The sequence below is a fragment of the Pleurocapsa sp. FMAR1 genome (assembly GCF_963665995.1).
GTDB lineage: Bacteria > Cyanobacteriota > Cyanobacteriia > Cyanobacteriales > Xenococcaceae > Waterburya.
Map to the genome: position 1 here is coordinate 3,512,954 of NZ_OY762512.1, position 18,866 is coordinate 3,531,819.

At 39.0% G+C, this 18,866-nt stretch carries 15 protein-coding genes and 1 pseudogene; 5 read left to right on the top strand and 11 right to left on the bottom strand.

Annotated features, from left to right (window positions below; all coding sequences use genetic code 11):
* The first annotated feature begins 103 nt into the window (after nt 1–103).
* Entirely contained in the window at nt 104–805 is a 702-nt protein-coding gene (locus tag SLP02_RS17075; protein ID WP_319421949.1) for an SDR family NAD(P)-dependent oxidoreductase, read from the top strand.
* A gap of 711 nt (nt 806–1,516) precedes the next feature.
* Here SLP02_RS17075 and SLP02_RS17080 read toward each other — a convergent pair.
* Together SLP02_RS17080 and SLP02_RS17085 are read right to left on the bottom strand one after the other, a co-directional pair.
* Nucleotides 1,517–2,695, bottom strand: a complete 1,179-nt coding sequence (locus SLP02_RS17080; RefSeq protein WP_319421950.1) for an MFS transporter — start codon at nt 2,693–2,695, stop codon at nt 1,517–1,519.
* 118 nt (nt 2,696–2,813) lie between these two features.
* A complete protein-coding gene (locus SLP02_RS17085; protein ID WP_319421951.1) occupies nt 2,814–4,004 on the bottom strand; it encodes an LL-diaminopimelate aminotransferase in 1,191 nt (396 codons plus the stop codon).
* Between the two features lie 316 nt (nt 4,005–4,320).
* Here SLP02_RS17085 and SLP02_RS17090 point away from each other — a divergent pair, with 316 nt between their 5' ends.
* The gene (locus tag SLP02_RS17090) at nt 4,321–5,556 is read left to right on the top strand and encodes a tetratricopeptide repeat protein (protein ID WP_319421952.1); all 1,236 of its coding nucleotides are present in this window, start codon (nt 4,321–4,323) and stop codon (nt 5,554–5,556) included.
* Nucleotides 5,557–5,613: 57 nt separating this feature from the next.
* Here SLP02_RS17090 and SLP02_RS17095 read toward each other — a convergent pair whose 3' ends face one another.
* The 7 genes from SLP02_RS17095 to SLP02_RS17125 all read right to left on the bottom strand — a co-directional run bounded on the left by SLP02_RS17095 (nt 5,614) and on the right by SLP02_RS17125 (nt 13,039).
* Nucleotides 5,614–6,375: a PspA/IM30 family protein gene (locus SLP02_RS17095; protein WP_319421953.1), complete on the bottom strand. Its 762-nt coding sequence runs from the start codon at nt 6,373–6,375 to the stop codon at nt 5,614–5,616.
* A 626-nt stretch (nt 6,376–7,001) separates the two neighbouring features.
* Nucleotides 7,002–7,781, bottom strand: coding sequence for an SPOR domain-containing protein (locus tag SLP02_RS17100; RefSeq protein ID WP_319421954.1), 780 nt, complete (start codon nt 7,779–7,781; stop codon nt 7,002–7,004).
* Between the two features lie 106 nt (nt 7,782–7,887).
* A complete protein-coding gene (locus tag SLP02_RS17105; RefSeq protein ID WP_319421955.1) occupies nt 7,888–8,100 on the bottom strand; it encodes a hypothetical protein in 213 nt (70 codons plus the stop codon).
* A gap of 52 nt (nt 8,101–8,152) precedes the next feature.
* Nucleotides 8,153–8,959, bottom strand: coding sequence for an ATP-dependent sacrificial sulfur transferase LarE (gene larE, locus SLP02_RS17110; protein ID WP_319421956.1), 807 nt, complete (start codon nt 8,957–8,959; stop codon nt 8,153–8,155).
* Between the two features lie 98 nt (nt 8,960–9,057).
* A complete protein-coding gene (locus tag SLP02_RS17115) occupies nt 9,058–10,269 on the bottom strand; it encodes a sensor histidine kinase (RefSeq protein WP_319421957.1) in 1,212 nt (403 codons plus the stop codon).
* A gap of 298 nt (nt 10,270–10,567) precedes the next feature.
* Nucleotides 10,568–11,341: an ABC transporter permease gene (locus SLP02_RS17120; RefSeq protein ID WP_319421958.1), complete on the bottom strand. Its 774-nt coding sequence runs from the start codon at nt 11,339–11,341 to the stop codon at nt 10,568–10,570.
* Nucleotides 11,342–11,713: 372 nt separating this feature from the next.
* Complete coding sequence (locus tag SLP02_RS17125; protein ID WP_319421959.1) at nt 11,714–13,039, bottom strand: D-alanyl-D-alanine carboxypeptidase; 1,326 nt, start codon at nt 13,037–13,039, stop codon at nt 11,714–11,716.
* Nucleotides 13,040–13,308: 269 nt separating this feature from the next.
* On the opposite strand from SLP02_RS17125, the gene plsX reads away from it, so the two are divergent.
* Together plsX and SLP02_RS17135 are read left to right on the top strand one after the other, a co-directional pair.
* Complete coding sequence (plsX, locus tag SLP02_RS17130; RefSeq protein ID WP_319421960.1) at nt 13,309–14,367, top strand: phosphate acyltransferase PlsX; 1,059 nt, start codon at nt 13,309–13,311, stop codon at nt 14,365–14,367.
* Nucleotides 14,368–14,413: 46 nt separating this feature from the next.
* Entirely contained in the window at nt 14,414–15,412 is a 999-nt protein-coding gene (locus SLP02_RS17135; RefSeq protein ID WP_413467225.1) for a beta-ketoacyl-ACP synthase III, read from the top strand.
* A 335-nt stretch (nt 15,413–15,747) separates the two neighbouring features.
* Here SLP02_RS17135 and SLP02_RS26760 read toward each other — a convergent pair.
* Nucleotides 15,748–16,594 (bottom strand): annotated as a pseudogene (locus tag SLP02_RS26760) (IS630 family transposase).
* Nucleotides 16,595–16,792: 198 nt separating this feature from the next.
* Here SLP02_RS26760 and SLP02_RS17150 point away from each other — a divergent pair.
* Nucleotides 16,793–17,362, top strand: coding sequence for a hypothetical protein (locus SLP02_RS17150; RefSeq protein WP_319421961.1), 570 nt, complete (start codon nt 16,793–16,795; stop codon nt 17,360–17,362).
* A gap of 494 nt (nt 17,363–17,856) precedes the next feature.
* Here the strand turns inward: SLP02_RS17150 and puuE are convergent, their stop codons facing one another.
* The gene (puuE, locus tag SLP02_RS17155) at nt 17,857–18,762 is read right to left on the bottom strand and encodes an allantoinase PuuE (protein ID WP_319421962.1); all 906 of its coding nucleotides are present in this window, start codon (nt 18,760–18,762) and stop codon (nt 17,857–17,859) included.
* Nucleotides 18,763–18,866: the final 104 nt, after the last annotated feature.

Here is an 18,866-nt window from a genome sequence, read left to right on the forward strand (position 1 = left end):
TAAATACAGCCCAGAAAACTTATAAATGCGATTCTCATACCTCGATCCAGCAACGCCGCTCAAAAATAAATTATTCAAAAATAAAGTGTAAAGAACAAAAACAATGAATAAACCTGTATGTGTAATAGTTGGTGTTGGTTCGGGAAATGGTGCAGCTTTTTCGCGTAAGTTTGCAGCAAAAGGTTATCGCGTCGCTATGTTGTCGCGTAACCTTGATTATCTTGAGAGTTTAGCAGTCCAAATCCCAGATTCTCAAGCTTACCAGTATGATGTTACTGAAATTGACAAAGCAGCCGAGATATTTAAACAGATTGAGTCAGAAATGGGAACAATATCCGTTGTCGTTTACAATGCTGGTGCTGGTGCTTTTGCCAATATTGATGATGCTACGGTGGAATCTTTTCAGCGTGCTTGGGAGGTTAACGCTAGAGGTTTATTTATTGTTGCCCAACAAGTTATTCCCCAGATGAGAAAAATTAATGGGGGCAATATTGTAATTATTGGCGCGACTGCATCTGTTAAAGGCGGTGCTAATTTTACTCCCTTTGCTTCTGCCAAAGCAGCCCAACGTGGTCTGGCTCAATCATTAGCACGATATTTAGATCCTGAAAAGATTCATGTTGCTTATATTATTCTTGATGGGGTAGTTGATTTAGAGCGTACCCGCAAAGCAATGTCTGATAAACCTGATGATTACTTTATGAGTCCTGACGATATTGCCGAGTCAGTATTCTTCTTAACTCAGCAACCACAATCTGCCTGGACGTTTGAATTAGATTTAAGACCATTTGGTGAAAAGTGGTAAGTGATTGAAAAAAATCAATTTTATGGCTGGTTTATATAGTTATAAACTGAGCGATCGCGATCGCACCCACTCTAACCGCTAGCGTTAGCCCGCGTGCTAGTACGCTAACGCTAAGTTCGACATTAATATCTCACGGTTTTTCAGTATTTCTGACCTCTGACCCTCATAATTTAAGATTAAGCGAAATGAATTCTTCAATACAGTCTGGCTTGATATAGATTGTCGCCAATAGTGTGAACATCTGCTGATTCATAATTTCTTCGGATTGTAAGTTTAATAAAGTTCTGATCACTAATCGCTTAAGAACATATTTCGTCAAAGTCCTAACTACAAAACACCTCCAGCGAAACGCATTATATTAAGGAACTGAGAAAATGTCGACAGCGATCGCCGCGTCATTTATCATCTGCCGTATCTAACAGCGTTACGCCAAGATTGACGTGGTGAATTGTGGCGATCGCTTCAGTATCATTATATTTGCCATCAAACTGTGATATACCCATGCAGCCAAGTTTGATGGCTGAAACTTCAAGTCCTTGGTTTCCTAGTTTGCCTGTTTTCAGATTGGTTCTCCGATTTGATTTAAATAGACCTCCTGCATAAAGGATGCGATCGCGATCGCACTCGAGCGGGTTTTTCTTTTTGTTTCATTTACTAGTTGATTGTACAAACCAAATCAAGAAGTTCTACTTGTCGCCAGCCTCAACACCTCTAGTTATTTCGCCCTCGAACATAATCAATAGCCGCGATCGCCAGCAGCCCCAGACTAAAAACGCAAACCCCACTCCAACCGAAGTTGCTCCAAGCATAATTGCTTAAAAAAGATCCCAATGCGCCGCCCACAAAGTAAAGCATGATATAAACGGCATTCAAACGGCTGTGAATTTCTGTCGGCAGTTGATAAATACTGGTTTGATTGGAAATCTGGGTCGCTTGTACCCCCAAATCCATTACAATCACGCCTATTATTAATCCCCATAGCTGATAGCCAAATGCCCAAAATACAGCAAAAGAAAAAGCAGTCGTCACAAGTCCCAGTCCAACCGCGAGCCGGGGGCTGCGATAGTCCGCAACTTTGCCTGCAATGGGAGCAATGACTGCCCCAACAACACCGACTAACCCAAACAGCCCAACAATATTGCTGCCGTAATGGTAGGGTGGCTGTTCTAACAAAAAGGCAAGCGTACTCCAAAAGGCACTAAAGGCTCCAAACGTCATCGCGCCTATTAAAGAAGCGTGCTGGAGTCGAGGCTCGGTTCGGAGCAGGTGGATAAGCGATCGCATCAACCCTCCATAAGAACTTGTTAACGCGGGCTGGCTGCGTGGCAACACTTTTGCCATCACCACCGCCAGTGCTAGCATCAGCCCGCTAGCGATCCAATACATCGCCCGCCACCCCAGGCTCTCACCCACAAATCCGCTCACCGTTCGCGCCAGCAAAATGCCGATAAACACTCCGCTCATCACTATACCCACCGCTTTACCCCGATCCTGAGACTTTACTAGCTGAGTCGAAAAGGGAATAATAATTTGTGCGGCAATCGTGGTCACGCCAATCATAAAGCTAGCGATAATTAGCCAGGTCAAATTAGGCGAGTTGGCTGCAATAGCTAGGGCTAAGGACGTTAGTATCATCATCACCACGATTAGTCTGCGTCGTTCCCATAGGTCGCCCAAGGGTACAAGCAACAGAATACCTAGTGCATAGCCAATTTGAGTCAAAGTAGGGATTAGACCTACTGCATGAACTGGGGCGTTAAAGTCTTTTGCCAGTAGCGCGAGTAAGGGTTGGTTGTAGTAAAGGTTGGCGATGGTAATACCACAGGCGATCGCCATAATCAAAATTAAAGGCGTTTTCTTGTCAGATGAACGCTCTGTTTTCTTAGTCATGGGGATCTTCTTGCGTTATAAAAGTTTCGTAGCATAACAACAACTTTGTTTTTTATTGCAGTCATAGAGAGTAAAGGAGCGAAAAGTCAGAAAAGAAAAGCCTGCTTGTAATTGGTAATTATTTGTTTGTTTGCAAAAATTGACCAATTTTTGCTGCTGCTTGACGGAGAGTTTCAGGATCTTTAACCAAGGCAAAGCGCACATATCCTTCTCCTGCTTGCCCAAAGCCTGCACCAGGAGATGCTGCCACGCCAGTTTGAGCCACTAATTTAGTACAGAAGTCAACGGATCTATGTTGCCAAAACTGAGGAAGTTTTGCCCAAATATACATGGTGGCTTTTGGTAATTCTACCTGCCAACCAATTTCATTGAGAGCTTGAACAAAAACATCTCGACGCTGTTGAAAAGTTTGGACGGTTTCGCCTACAGACTCTTGTGAACCAGATAAAGCTGCGATCGCACCATTAAGAATTCCCTTATATTGGTTAAAATCGACAACGGCTTTGATTTGTCTCAAAGCCTGAATCAACGAACTATTGCCAATGGCATAACCAATCCGAAATCCGCCCATATTATAGGATTTAGACAAGGTAAAAAATTCTATACTTAGTTCTTTATCAGGATCGGCTTGCAAAATTGAGGGTGCAAGGGAATTAGGATCGGTAGAATCGCTAAATACCAGATCGACATAGGGAAAATCGTGAACGAGAACTAGGTTGTGCTGACGACAAAAGCTAACTGCTTGTTCAAAAAAAGCTAGAGGTGCGATCGCTGCTGTGGGATTATGGGGATAACTTAGCACCATCATTTTCGATTTAGCTAACGTGGCAGCAGAAATATCTTCTAAAATGGGTAAAAAATTATTGGCTGCTAAAAGAGGCATTGGATAAATCTCTCCTCCTGCTAAATAGACTCCTCCAGCATGGGAAGGATAACCAGGATCTTGTAATAAAGCGATATCTCCAGGATTAAGAATTGCCAAGGGTAAGTGTGCAGTGCCTTCTTGAGAACCAATTAGCTGTAATACCTCAGTTTCAGGATCGACAGCCAGACCAAAACGATGGCTATACCAGTTAGCTACCGCAACCCGAAAGTCTTTGGTGCCAGCATGAAGCAGGTAGCCATGAGTATCAGGATCTTTTAAAGAGGCTTCAATCACCTTGATTGTTGAATCAGCTACAGGTAAATCTGATGAACCCAAGGATAAATCAATAATTTCCCTGCCTGAATTTTTAGCTTCAGTTTTGGCTCGATCCATATCTGCAAATACATTGCGAGTAAGATTTTGGAGGCGATTGGCAAATTGCATTTAATCTCAAAATAAAATTTTAACTACGAAAACCTATTATTTTCAGCATATACAATTATCTTCAGGCTAATAATACTTTTTACTTTTTACTTGCGTATCGAAGCATTGTCAGATTAGTACTTTAGATTTGCTACGACCTAAAAATATGGCGATTAAAAATTTCCTGAGATAAAATTGACCAGCTTTCTTAGCCGAATTCTTTATATGCGCGAGTTCGATGAACACAAATTCTAGTACTTCAACCCTGTCTTCAAAAGACAGTCTTGATTATCACAATTTAGACACTCAATCTTTGACGATAACTCAACCAAATCAATTGGACCGGCCAACTCAACAGCAGAAAAAGTCAATTGCGCGGATTTACTCAGAACAAGCGTGGATGTATTTCCAGGAGCAAAATTGGCATAAAGCCATAATTGCCTGTAAAAATGCTTTAGAAATTGCTCCTGATACTGTAGATGCCTATAAAATTTTGGGCAACATCTTGCAACGTCAGGGTAAACAAGCTGAAGCTTTAGGAGCATACGCTAAAGCACTAGCCTATAATCCTAATTCAGCAGCCATATACGCTAATTTGGGCAGTTTGTATGCCGAACAAAAAAACTGGCAGAATGCTTTGGACTACTTTCAACAGGCTGTAATTTTAGATCCTAATCTAGCTGGAGCATATCGTAACTTGGCTCAAATTTGGGAGGAATTAGGGGATATAAACCAAGCTTTAGAATGTCTTTGTCAAGCCGTAAATTTAGAACCTGAAATCTTAACTGCCGAAGAATATTTTAATTTTGCCCAAGAACTATATCAGCACAGAAAAACTAAAGAAGCAAGTATTTTTTACATCCAGGGAATCAAGCTAAATCCCCGGGCAAAACAAGAACTAATACAGCTAGTAAAAATTTTAGAAGAGCTAGAAGAATGGAAAAAAGCTGTATTTTACTATCATCAGCTAATTTCCTTAGCCAGTCCGAATAGCGATCGCCAAAGCTCAATTAAAAAAGATAAGCCAATTAAAAATCTGTTGTCTCAGTCTAAATTTAAAGCCAAACGCAGAAATGTTCCACAAACTCACATAATTTCGCCATCACCAAAAAGTACTGTACCGCGATTATTACCTAAAGCAGAATCTAGTTCTTCAGCCTTAGCAGCTATACCAGCTAAAAATCCTGCATCAGAGCAACATCCTGATTCTGCTGTTGCCTGGAATAATCTGGGTAGTTTGTATGCTCAAAAACAGCAGTGGGTCAAAGCAATTAGCTGTTATCAAGAAGCGTTACAGCTTGATGCTAAATATAGTAAAAGCTATCGTAATTTGGCAAGAGTTTATCAAAAATTGGGAGAACAACAAAAAGCTACTCTTTCTTGGTACGAGGCATTTACTTTAGAACCCAATCGCGTTAAACCTGAAGAGTATTTTAGTTTGGCAAAGAATTTACTCGAACAACGCCAAGTTGAAGAAGCGATCGCCTGTCTGCGTCGTACAATTGAGCTTAAACCAAACTTCGATCAGGCTCATTTAATTCTTGGTAAATTGCTTGAAAGCCAAGAAAAGTGATTTTGGATTCTAGTGTAGGGGCGATTCACGAATCACCCCTACTAGGCTGTTTGCTATTTACTTGTCGAGTTGAGAACGTAACTCATCTAATTCTGCATCAATTACCGCATCTTGGGGTGCAGGTGTGTCGGCTGGCTCCAATTTTGGGGTTTCTACAGAAGTTCCAGACAATTGGGCTTTCATCGCTGCCAATTCATCATCAACCCCACTACCTGCTTCTAAAGCTGCAAACTGCTGTTCTAGACCAGTTCCACCTAATGAGACTGCGGCTTCAGATTCTGCCTCTACCTGCATCACCTTTTCTTCCATGCGCTCAAATGCGCCCATCGCCGTGCTAGTACCAATGTTGTTCACTGAGTCCTGTAGCTGCTTGTTGGCTTTGGCAGCATTTGCCCTTGCCTTGAGCATATCTTTTTTAGTTTTTGCTTCAGAAATTTTGCTTTCCAAGGCAATTAGATTGCGTTTGAGAGTACCAACAGTACCACTTTGCTGATCGAGCTGCGCTTTTAGAGTAGCAGCGGTGTCGGCAAAAGATTTTTTGCGGACTAATGCTTCGCGAGCTAAATTCTCATCTCCTTTGGATAAAGCTAACTGCGCCCTTTGCTGCCAGCTATCAGACTCTGTCCGATTTTTATGGTACTGTTGTTCGGTGCGTTTTTGAGTTGCGATCGCTCTGGCAACAGCTTGACGTAGCTGCACCAAATCTTCCTGCATATCAATTACCGCCTGTTCCAGTACCTTTTCTGGATCTTCGGCTTTACTGACTAGATCGTTAATATTGGATCGAACAACTCTGCTAAGGCGATCGAATAATCCCATGACTTTGTATATCCTTTAATCGTTTACAAAAAATTATAGGCTTGGCAGACTCCAGGATACTAAGCCCACCATCAACTATTTATTAAGAACGTGATTTTACTTTTCACGTTTCTAGTGTGACATATTATCCTAGTGTACTGTCGATCTTCGAGAAAATGTACTATTACCTGAAAAACAACAAATTTTGCAGGTTGAAATTGTCCAAATTGAAGCAGTTACTATCAACCTGTAATCTATAGCAACTCTCAGAGTCATGAGGTACAGTATTTTTCCCTTTTCCCTTTGTCCTTCTTACGAAGTTTGCTCAACGGAGGGAACCTCCGCAACGCACGGCGGCTTTTGAGTAAGAGTATTCTTTCTCAAAACGCGCCTTAACTTCGCGCTTTTCCCAAACACAACCATGGTGTATCTCACCAGTACGAGAGACGCTATATTTGCAGTCTTATATATAATTTAAAATAAAAAATTCAGCCGATTTATAGTAGAAATGACATTCCCTGCTAATTCAAAAATTGAAGCAATCATAAAATATTTTTTACACAAATATAATTTATTTTTATTGTCTCAAAATAAGTTAATTAGCGAGAAAATAAAGCTAAATAATCATATAATCGCTATCAACAAAATTAGTTAAAGGGATATATATAAGCAGCAAAATTTTCTTTTTCTAGTTGAGCTACAAACTTACCAGCTTGTTCTCTGTCGGTAAAAGCTCCTAAATAAATAAACACCCCTTGAGGCAAATTAACTAAAGAAATTTGTTTGACTTTTTGTCTAGCTTTAGACAAAGATTTATCTCCTGTATATTCAGTTAATATGTAGTAATATTTAGTATTAACTGCTGAAAGATTTGTAACGTCATTTAAAGGTGCAAGAGCAGGACTAATAGGCGTAATATCGGGTTTGGATTCTTTGATTAAAGTATCTTCAATCGGCTTCATTTTGCTCAATGTACTCAAATTTAAAGGCATAAATTCTTGGGCAGATAAGTCGGCATCTCCTACCGTAGATACCGCTGAATTTGTCTTTTTAGGATTGACGGCTACAGAAGCATCGCGCCAGATAACCGCAGCCGAAATCAAATTGGCAAAGAAGAGAATTGCGATCGCGCTAATTCCCCACGGACTAAGTAAGCTATCTAGCCAGTTTCTATCCTGATATTCTCCTTTAGGTAATTCTAGTGCAGATGGCTCGAAGATAGAGTTTATTCCTGTCTCCTCTGTCTTCTTCTCTAATTCGTCATTTAAAAATAACTTAGGCTTGTTTATTTCTCCCTTTTTTTTACTTCGATAAGGGTTGAAAATATTAATTGTTCCCGTAGCAAATGGTTTATGAACAATACCAGATTTTAGCTGAGTATTAACCGTCGGCTTTTGCTCTTTGTTATCCAAGCTTTTAGAAGACATAATTCCTAGACGATTTAAATATAAAATTAAGTCTAATTTAACTAGCGAAATGTCTAGCTTAACCCCATATTTAAAAAATCGCTGCTGCTATGTAAATAATAAAATATTAATTTCCTAAGATTAGTTTTTTTAGACGCTCAACTAAAGAAATTAATTCCTGAAGAATCTGCTCAGAACTTATATTAAAAACAATTTGTAATAGAATAATAATGGCAGCGATCGCCAAGAAAGTTGTAATACTGGCTTTAAAAACTTTAATTGACCAGGTAAGCAACAACCACAAAATTAAAACCGCAGCGATGGGAATAATTATTTCCATAATTCTTAACCTTTGTACGGGCAAACTGTCGAACCCAAAGGGCTGTTCGCCTCTAATTACTAATTACTGAATTTAGTTTTCCACTACGGTAGCCTTCTAGATCGAGGGTGACGTAAACAAATCCCAAATCTTGAAAAGCCTTGACTAGCTGAGGTAAATCAACCCGTTGTATAAACTGGGTAATTTCTGCTGCGGGTAGTTCAATTTTGGCAGTGTCTTCAAGCGATCGCACTCGCAAATTCTGATAGCCCAACTGGCGGAGATAGATTTCGGCTCTTCCCACCCGTTGCAGCTTAGTAACGGTAATAGCTTCACCATAGGGAAAACGAGAGCTAAGACAGGGTTGAGCGGGTTTGTCCCACCAGGCTAACCCCAGACTACGAGAAATTTCTCTCACTTCGGGTTTGCTAACGCCGACTTCAGCCAAAGGCGATCGCGCTCCTCTTTCTGTTGCTGCTTGAATTCCTGGGCGATAGTCTTGCAAATCGTCGGCATTAACTCCATCCACAACATAAGGATAGCCACGCTTAAGAGCCAGAGGTTTTAAAGTGTCGTGAAGTTCACTTTTACAAAAATAACAGCGGTTAATGGGGTTAGAAGTATAGTCAGGATTATCCATTTCATGAGTTTCCACTAGCTCATGTTTGATGCCAATCTGTGCTGCTTGGGTTTGAGCATCAATCAATTCTTCAGGAAGTAATGAAGGGGATACGGCAGTTACAGCCAAAGCGCGATCGCCTAAAACATCGTAAGCCAATTTAGCAACTAGAGTACTATCAACTCCTCCAGAATAGGCTATCAAAGCCTTTTCCATGCCCTGAAATAAACTTTTCAACTGTTCTAATTTCTGCTCGCTCATTAAAACTAACTATCCATTGCTTACTACTTTTATGGTAGCTAATCTCGATCGCAGAAGTTATATAAGCAAAAAAAATTTCTGTATTCATTGTTTATTGTTCACTGATACTGAGGTATGCAAAGCGTAAAACAACTACCTTTACCCAAGCTAGAAGTTACTGTAATATCCCCTTGGTGAAGCTGGGCTATTTTTTTCGAGACTGTCAAGCCTAAGCCAGTGCTTTCATGGTTATTAGTAATTTGCGGAAAAGGTTGAAATAGTTTGCTCAGGTTTTGAGGCGAAATACCCATTCCTGTATCAATTACTGAAAAATGCAGCCAATCTGCTTTCAGCTTAACTTCTAGAGTTACTGAACCGCGATCGGTAAATTTGATGGCATTATTAAGCAAGTTGACCAAAATTTGCTTGAGACGAACAGAATCGGCGGTACAAAAGTCAATATTATCTTCTAAATTAAAGATTAAATTTAATCCTTTTTGTCGAGCTTTTTCTGTAACTATGAATAAAGATGCCTGACAAATTTCTGCTACAGCAAGCCTCTCTATCTCTAATATCTGCTTATTGGCATCAATCTTAACTAGGTCAAGATAATTGTTAACCAGATCTAGCATATATCCGCTTACACTAAGTAAGGCACTAACATACTGCATCTGCTTGCAATTTAGAGTGCCATAATATTGTTCTTTGAGCATTCCTGCAAAACCCAACATAGAGGAAATAGGATTACGCAACTCATGATTTAGATGGGCAATATGCTCTTGGTTTAGCTGTTCTCGATCCAGCCAGCTTTGCCTCTCTATTTCTAGCTGCTGGATCTTCTTTTGCTGCTGTTTAATTAGATTTTGTTGATTAGCAATATTTTGTTGCTTGGCAAAATTAGATAAAGTTTTTGCCAGGATATCAGGTAATTGATACAGCTTTTGTTTTAGTACATAACCACTAACACCAGCCTGAATTAATTCTACTGCTCGTTCATCACCTAAATAATTAGTAATCAAAATCAAAGGTGCATCTGGATATAAATGACGCCACCACTGAAGATTCTCGACTAAAGTATCAGCAACATCCTCATTTGTAGCTTGGACATAATTATAAATAACGGCACTATATTGCTCATAAGCATAAAGTAGATTAGTATCCAATTCATTTATAGTGACAATATCATAGGTAAAATCAATTTCGGCTGCATACAGAGAAGCTGTAATATCGTGAAAATCAGCAGGGTTAGCAGTAGCAATAAGAAGATTCACGTTGCTGAGTGCTGTTATTTTTGTTTGTAGCTGTAAAATAGACCCAGAACTATCGGACATATTAATTAATGCTTGGTAAGGTCTTAATGTGTATTAGGTGGTTTTGCTCTTATAATACCGACAAACTTCTAATTTTGATCGGAATTTCAGATAAACTTTTGCTCAATATTTCTCGATAAAATTCTGAGTATTATTGTTGCATCAAATTTTATAGTAGTCAAAAGCTTGGTTATCTTTCAGCCTCAGAAGCAAAAGCGATTGTGTTAGTTACTCAATTCAATAGTGCCGAGGAATTTGCATAATTAAAGCATTAAAGATAATTTACCCATGAACAAAAATTGAATTAAAGCAAAAGTCGTTAAAATTCTTTTTGAGCAAAAATCATCATCGAAATAGTCAATAGTAAGGCTGTATAGAGCAAACCATATAAAGCATGACTTAAAAGATCGGTAGAACTGGGGAGCAAACCATAGACTGCTTCATTTTTTAAATCTAGCAGTGAAAGATTAGGTAACACTAGATACAGACTGGTAGTTAAACTTTCGATGCTGGCATTTTTGCTAAGTTTACCTAGCTCTACTAGTTTTTCGCTAAAGTGTCCCATTAAATAGACACCAAAACTGAGCAGGGTAGCCAAGATTGAACTAGTGAATACGCCAAACAAGATGGCTACAGCCACCATTAAAGCTAATTCTAAAAGCAGATAAGCCCCTGCTGTAAGCAATGCACCTGTAGGGTAGCTAATATCTGAAAAACTGAGCATGGCTAAATAAATACCCATCATAATTGTAATCATCACAGCGAGTACCGCGGTCAGCCCTAAATGCTTGCCTAATATAAGTTCAGCGCGACTAATTGGCTTGGGTATTAACATTAACAAAGTACGCTTTTCTATTTCCTTGTTAATTAAAGCCGTACCGACAAAAATTGCCACAATCACGCTTAAAATGGCGATCGCACCAATACCAAAGTCTAAAAGAATTTTCTCATGAGTCCCCGCAGCAATCTCTGGAATTATTCTTTGAGCCAGGAGCAATAGTAAAGTAAAGAAACCAATAAAATAGAGAATGCGATCGCGCATGACTTCTTGAAAACCATTGTTAGCGATAGTAAAAACTCTGACTACGTTCATCGGCTTAAAAAAAATATTTCAGGGTTTACACTGCTATTATTCCCAAATCGATCTCAAAAATTAACGTCACTTATTAAATTTGTCAGTGATCTCTTTGACTGAAAGAGAAATCAAGACGGAGAATACTTAAAAATTAAGCTAAAAGTCAAACTTGTAGGGGTTTTTATTTAAGCAAGATACGGTTAGAAGTCAGAAGTTATCGCAGTACGTTAACTGGTTGGGGCAGAAAAATGAACTGCTCGTAAGTAACAAGTAGCAGATGTCCTAATATAAGTACGTAGTGCTATATAGCATTTCTCGAAAGTAATAAGAGACTTAGTTTGAAGTCAAAAGTCGAAAGTATTGCTTTTTCTCATCTGACAATTGAATAGCTTAGAGCTTAGAGCTATTTAATTGAGTCTGATTCCGCTGTGGATCGCCTAGATACCAGTGGTTTTCTTGAGCCAAACTAAGACTATTGGGTATTAATTCCCGCGTCTGAACTAGCTCGTTTAACAACTTGTCCTGCTGTTGGCGAAAATATTCTATCTGATGACCATAGTTAATGATAGTGAAATAAACTTTACCGCGTTGCGATCGCCCAGCAAGTCCTTCGGTAGGAATAACACCAGCTAAGGCACTCACATTATCTAGTGTCCCCGTTTTGATAGTTGTGCCAGTGGGTAAACCTCGATTCTTCACCGTGCCGACAATATCTCTACCTGCGGTGGGAAATAAGTCTGTGGCACTAAAAGAATATTTCTCAAGTAATCTATCAATAGTCATTAACATCTTGCAGATGGCGCGGGGCGAAATACGATTTTCTTCCCCTAACCCTGAACCATTAACTAAGTAAATTTCTGTGCTTGGAAAGCTAGCTATATCGGCGGCAGCTTGAGCAACTTTATTCGCCCCACCAGCTAAATCGGCTAATATCTGTGCCATCTGATTATTACTGTAGATGTTCATTTGTCTGAGAATCTCTGCTAGAGGCAAAGACTGGTGAGTAATTAGTAACTCAGCATCTGATGGCACTTTTTTAATTGCCTTAACCTTACCTGCGATCGCAATTTCTGGCTGTTTTGTTCCTGGTGGCATTTGCAGATATTGCTCAGTAGCTTCCCCTTGCCATAACTTTTGATTTAGTGCTTGTTTTAATAATTCTCCTGCCATTTCTGGCTTGTTTTCAAAATTCATATAGAACTTGTTTACCACTAAGATATTGCCTTGTACCTGACGAATACCTAGTTGATTTAAGGTGTTGCCCAAAGCGATCGCTTCTTCCCAAACAAACAAAGGATCGCCACTTCCTTCAACAATTAAATCTCCAGTGAGAATACCGTTTTCAACTCCACCTCTACCATAGATATTAGTCATAAACTGATGTTTTGCGCCCCATTTATGCAGTGCAGTAAGAGTAGTGGCAATTTTGGTCAACGAAGCCGCAGGAAGTGGCATTTTTCCCTGATTACTAGCTAATGTTGTCCAGTCTGATTGCACCCATACTCCCTGTTGTTCAGGTTTAATTCCTTGGGTAGTTAAATTTTGGAGATAAGTTTTAACAATGCTTTGAGTCAATGGATCTTGAGTAATAGTAGGCAGACTAAAAATAACTGAATTTTGCCAAGGAAACTCTTGCAAAGGCTGCAAGTTTTGCTTAGGTTGCCCAAAGATATTTAGCCAAGCAGCAATCATACTTGAAGTAATTAAATCTAGCATAAATGTGATTATCAATAGATAAAAAATGAGCAACCAACCTTGTTGACTAATGGCTTCGCTGTACAACTATGACCAATTACCAAAAATCAAAATCATTCCTTCTCCCATCAAAAATAAGAACTTTTACAGTTGTAAAGTTAAAATGGCATAAACACAACGTCAACATTTTTTATAATTGTTGGTTAAGTTCTTTAGTTATTTCTCGTAGATATTAAAAAGATCTAACCTCAGACTGTTAAAATTTGTGAGGCTTCTATAAAATTGGCTAAATGGTATTAAAGCGCGCAAGAATCGCAGTAGACGCTATGGGGGGAGATTTCGCCCCTGAAGAAATTGTGGCGGGGGCAGTTCAAGCTTCAGCAGAGCTAGGTTTAGATGTCTTACTAGTGGGAGATGAACAACAAATAAGCCCGTTACTGAAAAAGTATAACGGCAAGGGAATAGCCCAAGTTGAAGTTGTTCACGCAGAAGATGTGATTGCTATGAAGGAAGAACCCCTAAAAGCGATTCGCCGTAAGCCCAAAGCATCGATCAATGTGGCAATGAAATTAGTTAAGCAAAAAAAAGCTGATGCTGTGGTTTCTGCTGGTCATTCAGGGGCAGCAATGGCATCGGCTCATCTAAAATTAGGTCGCCTACAAGGTATCGAACGTCCTGCTATTGGTGCAGTATTACCTACTATTATTCCTGGTCAATCGGTCATCGTTTTAGACGTGGGGGCAAACGTAGACAGCAAAGCTAAATATCTAGACCAGTTTGCCTTGATGGGTACAATCTACAGTAGATATGTTTTGGGCAAGGAAGAGCCGAAAGTAGGATTGCTCAATATTGGCGAAGAGTCTTCTAAGGGCAATGAGTTGGCACTCTCTACCTATAAGTTGCTGTCGAATAATTCCCAGATTCTTTTCGTGGGAAATGCCGAAGGCAGAGATGTTTTGTCTGGAAATTTTGATATTATCGTTTGCGATGGTTTTGTGGGCAATATTGTTCTCAAGTTTGCTGAAGCAATAGGCGAAGTGATGCTGCAAATTATGAAGGAAGAATTACCCCAAGGATTGCACGGTAAGATGGGAACAGCTTTACTCAAGCCCAATCTAAAAAATATTAAACGTCGAATAGATCGCGCCGAACATGGTGGAGGGTTACTGTTTGGCGTAGCGGGAATCTGCATTATCAGTCACGGTAGCTCTCGTCGAGGGTCAATGTTTAGTGCGATTCGCTTGGCAAAAGAGGCAATAGATAATGATGTATTAGCCAAGATAAAAGCTTACAATAACCAAAGAATTGAAGAAGAGACAAATTATACAGAAGCAGCTTCTGCTAAATAAATGTATAAATCAATCAATAAGCCCTAATAAATAACGGAGTGGGACATTGAACAATATGGGTGCAGGGATAGCGATTACTGGATGTGGTTCGGCTGCACCAGAGGCAGTTTTGACTAACGATCATTTGGCGCAGATGGTTGCCACCTCTGACGAATGGATTAATACCAGAACGGGTATGAGCAATCGTCATATCGCCTCAGCTACCGAATCTCTTAGTCAGCTATCTGCTGTGGCTGCTCAAAATGCGATCGCTATGGCAGGAATTACCGCCACCGATATTGATTTGATTATTCTGGCTACCTCCACTCCTGATGATCTGTTTGGTAGTGCCTGTAAAATTCAGGGGTTGATTGGGGCAACTAACGCGGTTGCTTTCGATCTGGGTGCTGCTTGTTCTGGATTTATTTTTGCTTTGATTACAGCTTCTGGGTTTATTCGCGCTGGAGTGTACAAAAATGTTCTGATTATCGGCGCAGATATATTATCTCGTTGGGTAGATTGGTCAGACCGCTCTAGCTGTGTCTTGTTTGGCGATGGTGCGGGGGCAATGGTATGTCAAGGAACTAGTCAAGACGATCGCCTATTAAGCTTTGGAATGTATAGTAACGGCAGTCAAAATGATTCTCTAAATTTAAATTACTATAGTCAATCTAAACCACTGGTAGAGAATATAACTGCCCAATACGGTTCATATAAGCCAATAACCATGAATGGTAAAGAAGTTTATCGCTTTGCTGTGGCAAAAGTCCCCGAAGCAATTAGCAAAGCTATGTTTCAAGCTAACTTAACGGCAGATGATATTGATTGGCTGTTGTTGCATCAGGCAAATCAGCGCATTATGGATGCAGTAGCAAAAAGGCTCAAAATCCCTACAGAAAAGATTTTAAGTAATATAGCTGAATATGGTAATACTTCTGCTGCTTCTATTCCTCTTGCATTAGATGCTGCGGTTAGAGATGGTCGAGTTCAGCCAGGACATACCATTGCTGCTTCTGGCTTTGGTGCGGGTTTAACCTGGGGTGCTGCTATTTTTAAATGGGGCTAATTGAGTAAAAAGAGGCTGTGGAAAAAATTATCCTTTCAATAATTATTTAAGTATTTTTTCTGAAGTTTTTTATAAAACAAAGGATTACTATTAAAAGTATAACAATCAAGTTTTAATAGGAAAAATAAATTATGTTTATGTTAGCCTTTGCATCATTATTTAGCTTTGTGGGAATAATCGCCATGCTTGAAACTATAGGAAATGAAACAAATTTTTAAATTAATATTCTAAATTAAAATATTATCTAAACTTTGATAAGAAGTCTTTTTTTTAAATTGGGCTTCTTTTTTTTTGTATAATATTGATTAAAATGTCAGCTAAAAATACTTATATAGTCATTCTAAATAATTTGCGTATGATTTAAGGATGTCATCCAAAGAAGTACCAGGAGCGGAATAAATACGTCTTTTTTTGAGGATGGCAAAGTCTTGTTCGATACGATTAAAATCGGCTGAATAGGGCGGTAAAAACAAAACTTTATGACCCGCTTGTTCGGCAATACGAAATACATCATTTTGCCGATGAAATGCTGCATTATCAAGAATAAGAGTAGAGTTCGGATTCAATTCGGGAATGAGATGCTCTTCAAGCCACTGATTAAACCATAAAGCGTTAGTACTTCCTTTAAAAAGAACTGGTGCTAATAATTCTTTGCCTCTTTTTCCTGCTATTAAGCTTGTTCTCGTTCCTCTTTTGCCATTGCGCTCGCCATAGGTTTTTTGTCCTCGTTTTGACCATCCATATGGGCGATAAACATATTCTTCAAAGCCCGATTCATCCAAGTAAACTAAGTTATTTGAACCATCTAAAACAACAATCTCACGCAAATTTCTCAGAAAAGCGATTCGTTGACCATGCTTACGTTCACTATATTTCAGAGTTTTTTTTACGAGTCAATTTCATTTGTTTTTGAGCAGATCCAATCGCACTCGTATGGACTCCAAAATGTTGCGCCCGCTCTCTCAAAAGAGCGTCTGGATTTTCTTGAATATGTTGGATAAGTGCTTTCCAATCTAGTTTTCGCTTTCTTCCTAGTTGTGGTGTTGGAGTTAAATTCTTTCTTTGACACCAATCATTCACACACCACAAACTTACCTCATATCTTCTTGATGCTTCTGCCTTTGAGCCTCCCGTCGCTACAAAGTCAACTACTCGTTTTCGTAAATCTACACTATAAGTCATCTAATAGGATTGATTTTTCAACTCAATCCTATTATTCCATATGTTTCCTATTTAGAATGACTATACCTACAAATGAGCTTTTTAAACGGGTTAATTAAGTCTGTAGTAATTAGCTTACTTGTCTTTTTGTTTTCCAGTTGCTTAATTGTCGATCCTGCTAATGCCAAAAGTATTACTGGCAGCTTTGGTGCAGGTACTATGATTGCAACACCTGATGGGAATGTTGTAATTGAAGACTTACAGCTAGGCGATCGCGTTATTGGCTACAATTTTAAAACACATCAAAATGAAGAAAATATAGTTGAGCAAATTAAGCAAAAATCTTCTCTAAGTTATTACTTAATCGACAATAAAACTAAAATTACCTGCGGGAATTTACTGTATATTGCAACTGACACTAATCCTAAAATTATTGGACTACAACAATTAAAACTCGGTAATAAATTATTTTCTCAAAATCACTCTTTAATAGCCATACAATCAGTAGAGCAAGTTATTAAACCTGTTGATGTTTATCAAGTTATTTTAGATAATCCAGAAGGTGATCTATATGCAGATAATTTCTTAGTTCATGTCGGCAACAAAATTCCAGCTTTGTTCAAAAGGCAATATATCAATTGTGATCCAGGAACTAAATATTTTAGAAGTTGTACAAATATCAACTCTGATACGTTTCCAGGATTTGCTAAAGCTGTAGTCATTTTAATGCTAGGGATAACTGCAATTGGAACGCTGATATCTAAATTAACAATAGATGATGGCAAATAGGGAATTGTTACTTCGAGTTGTGCTAAATAATGGTCGATTCTGGTTATTTCGGGTTGTTCAGTTTTTTCTGAAGATAAGTTATTTGGGGGTGTCTTAACTCATAACTAGAGTAGAAAACAAGCAAAGCGAGAAATTTCTTTTGAGGCTGTGCTAAATTGCCCTCTGAACCTAATAAGGTTTGTATAATTATTTTAACGCTATCGATTGCACGGTAATATTTCAACGCTTTTACCTTAATTGAATGGATAGCTTTTTTCTTAGTTTCTCAAAATTGTCCGAACTATTGCTATTAATCTGTACTAAACAAGTAGTGTTTAACTAGTGTCATTTCGCTTAAGTAGCAAGTAGTGAGTCAAGAGTCCTAAAGAATTGTTAAATGATACTTCTTCGTATATAGCAAGTTATACTAAATCCGATTAACATAGTTATCAACTTCCTGCCCTCTTAGCTCTGACTTGCTTGCATCATAGTTAACTTTAATTGTTCCTACTTACTTAAAGTGGAGGGTGATGTTTGAGCCAATGTTGAGCCAGATCCAAACGACGGCAAATCCAAACTCGCTCATGGCTTTGAACGTAATCAATAAACCGAGCTAGGGCTGCGATACGTCCTGGTTTTCCTGCTAGCCTAGCATGAAGCCCAACTGACATCATTTTAGGTGCGGTTTCGCCTTCAGTGTATAAAACATCAAAGGCATCTTTGAGATAGGTATAGAAATCATTACCACTATTAAAACCAGGGGCAACGCAGTACTTCATGTCGTTGTTGTCTAAGGTGTAGGGAATTACTAAATGAGGTTTATCTGCTACTTGTACCCAGTAAGGTAAATCGTCATTATAAGCATCAGAGTCATATAAAAATCCACCTTCTTCAACTATTAAACGGCGAGTATTTAAACTAGGTGCATAACGACAGTACCATCCTACAGGGCGATCGCCTGTAAGTTTTTTAAGAGAAGCTACTGCTTTTTTTATATGTTCTCTTTCTTCGACTTCATCTAATAAATGATAGCCAATCCACCGCCAACCATGACAGCAAATATCATATCCCGCCTCGACAATTGCCTTTGCTGCTGTGGGATTTCTTTCTAATGCCAAAGCCGCGCCAAAAATAGTTACCTGAATATCTTTAGCTTTAAACAAGCGCATTAATCGCCAAAATCCTGCCCGACTGCCATACTCATAGACAGACTCCACCTGTAAGTCTCGCATTCCCTTGCCCATGCTCGAACCAGGAACTTCTCGAAGATATATTTCTGAAGTATCATCCCCGTCAGGAATTGAATATTCTGAACCTTCTTCATAGTTGAGAACTATTTGCAAAGCTATCCTGGCATCTCCTGGCCATTTTGGATGGGGTGGATTTGCACCATAACCAATCAAATCTCTGGGATATGACATTTATCATTCAACATTTTATCATTTAACATTTAAGCTAATCATTGATCGCTCTTTAATTTAGAGTACCTGTATACAGTATTCAACAAAATAAGGCTGTGGTGTTG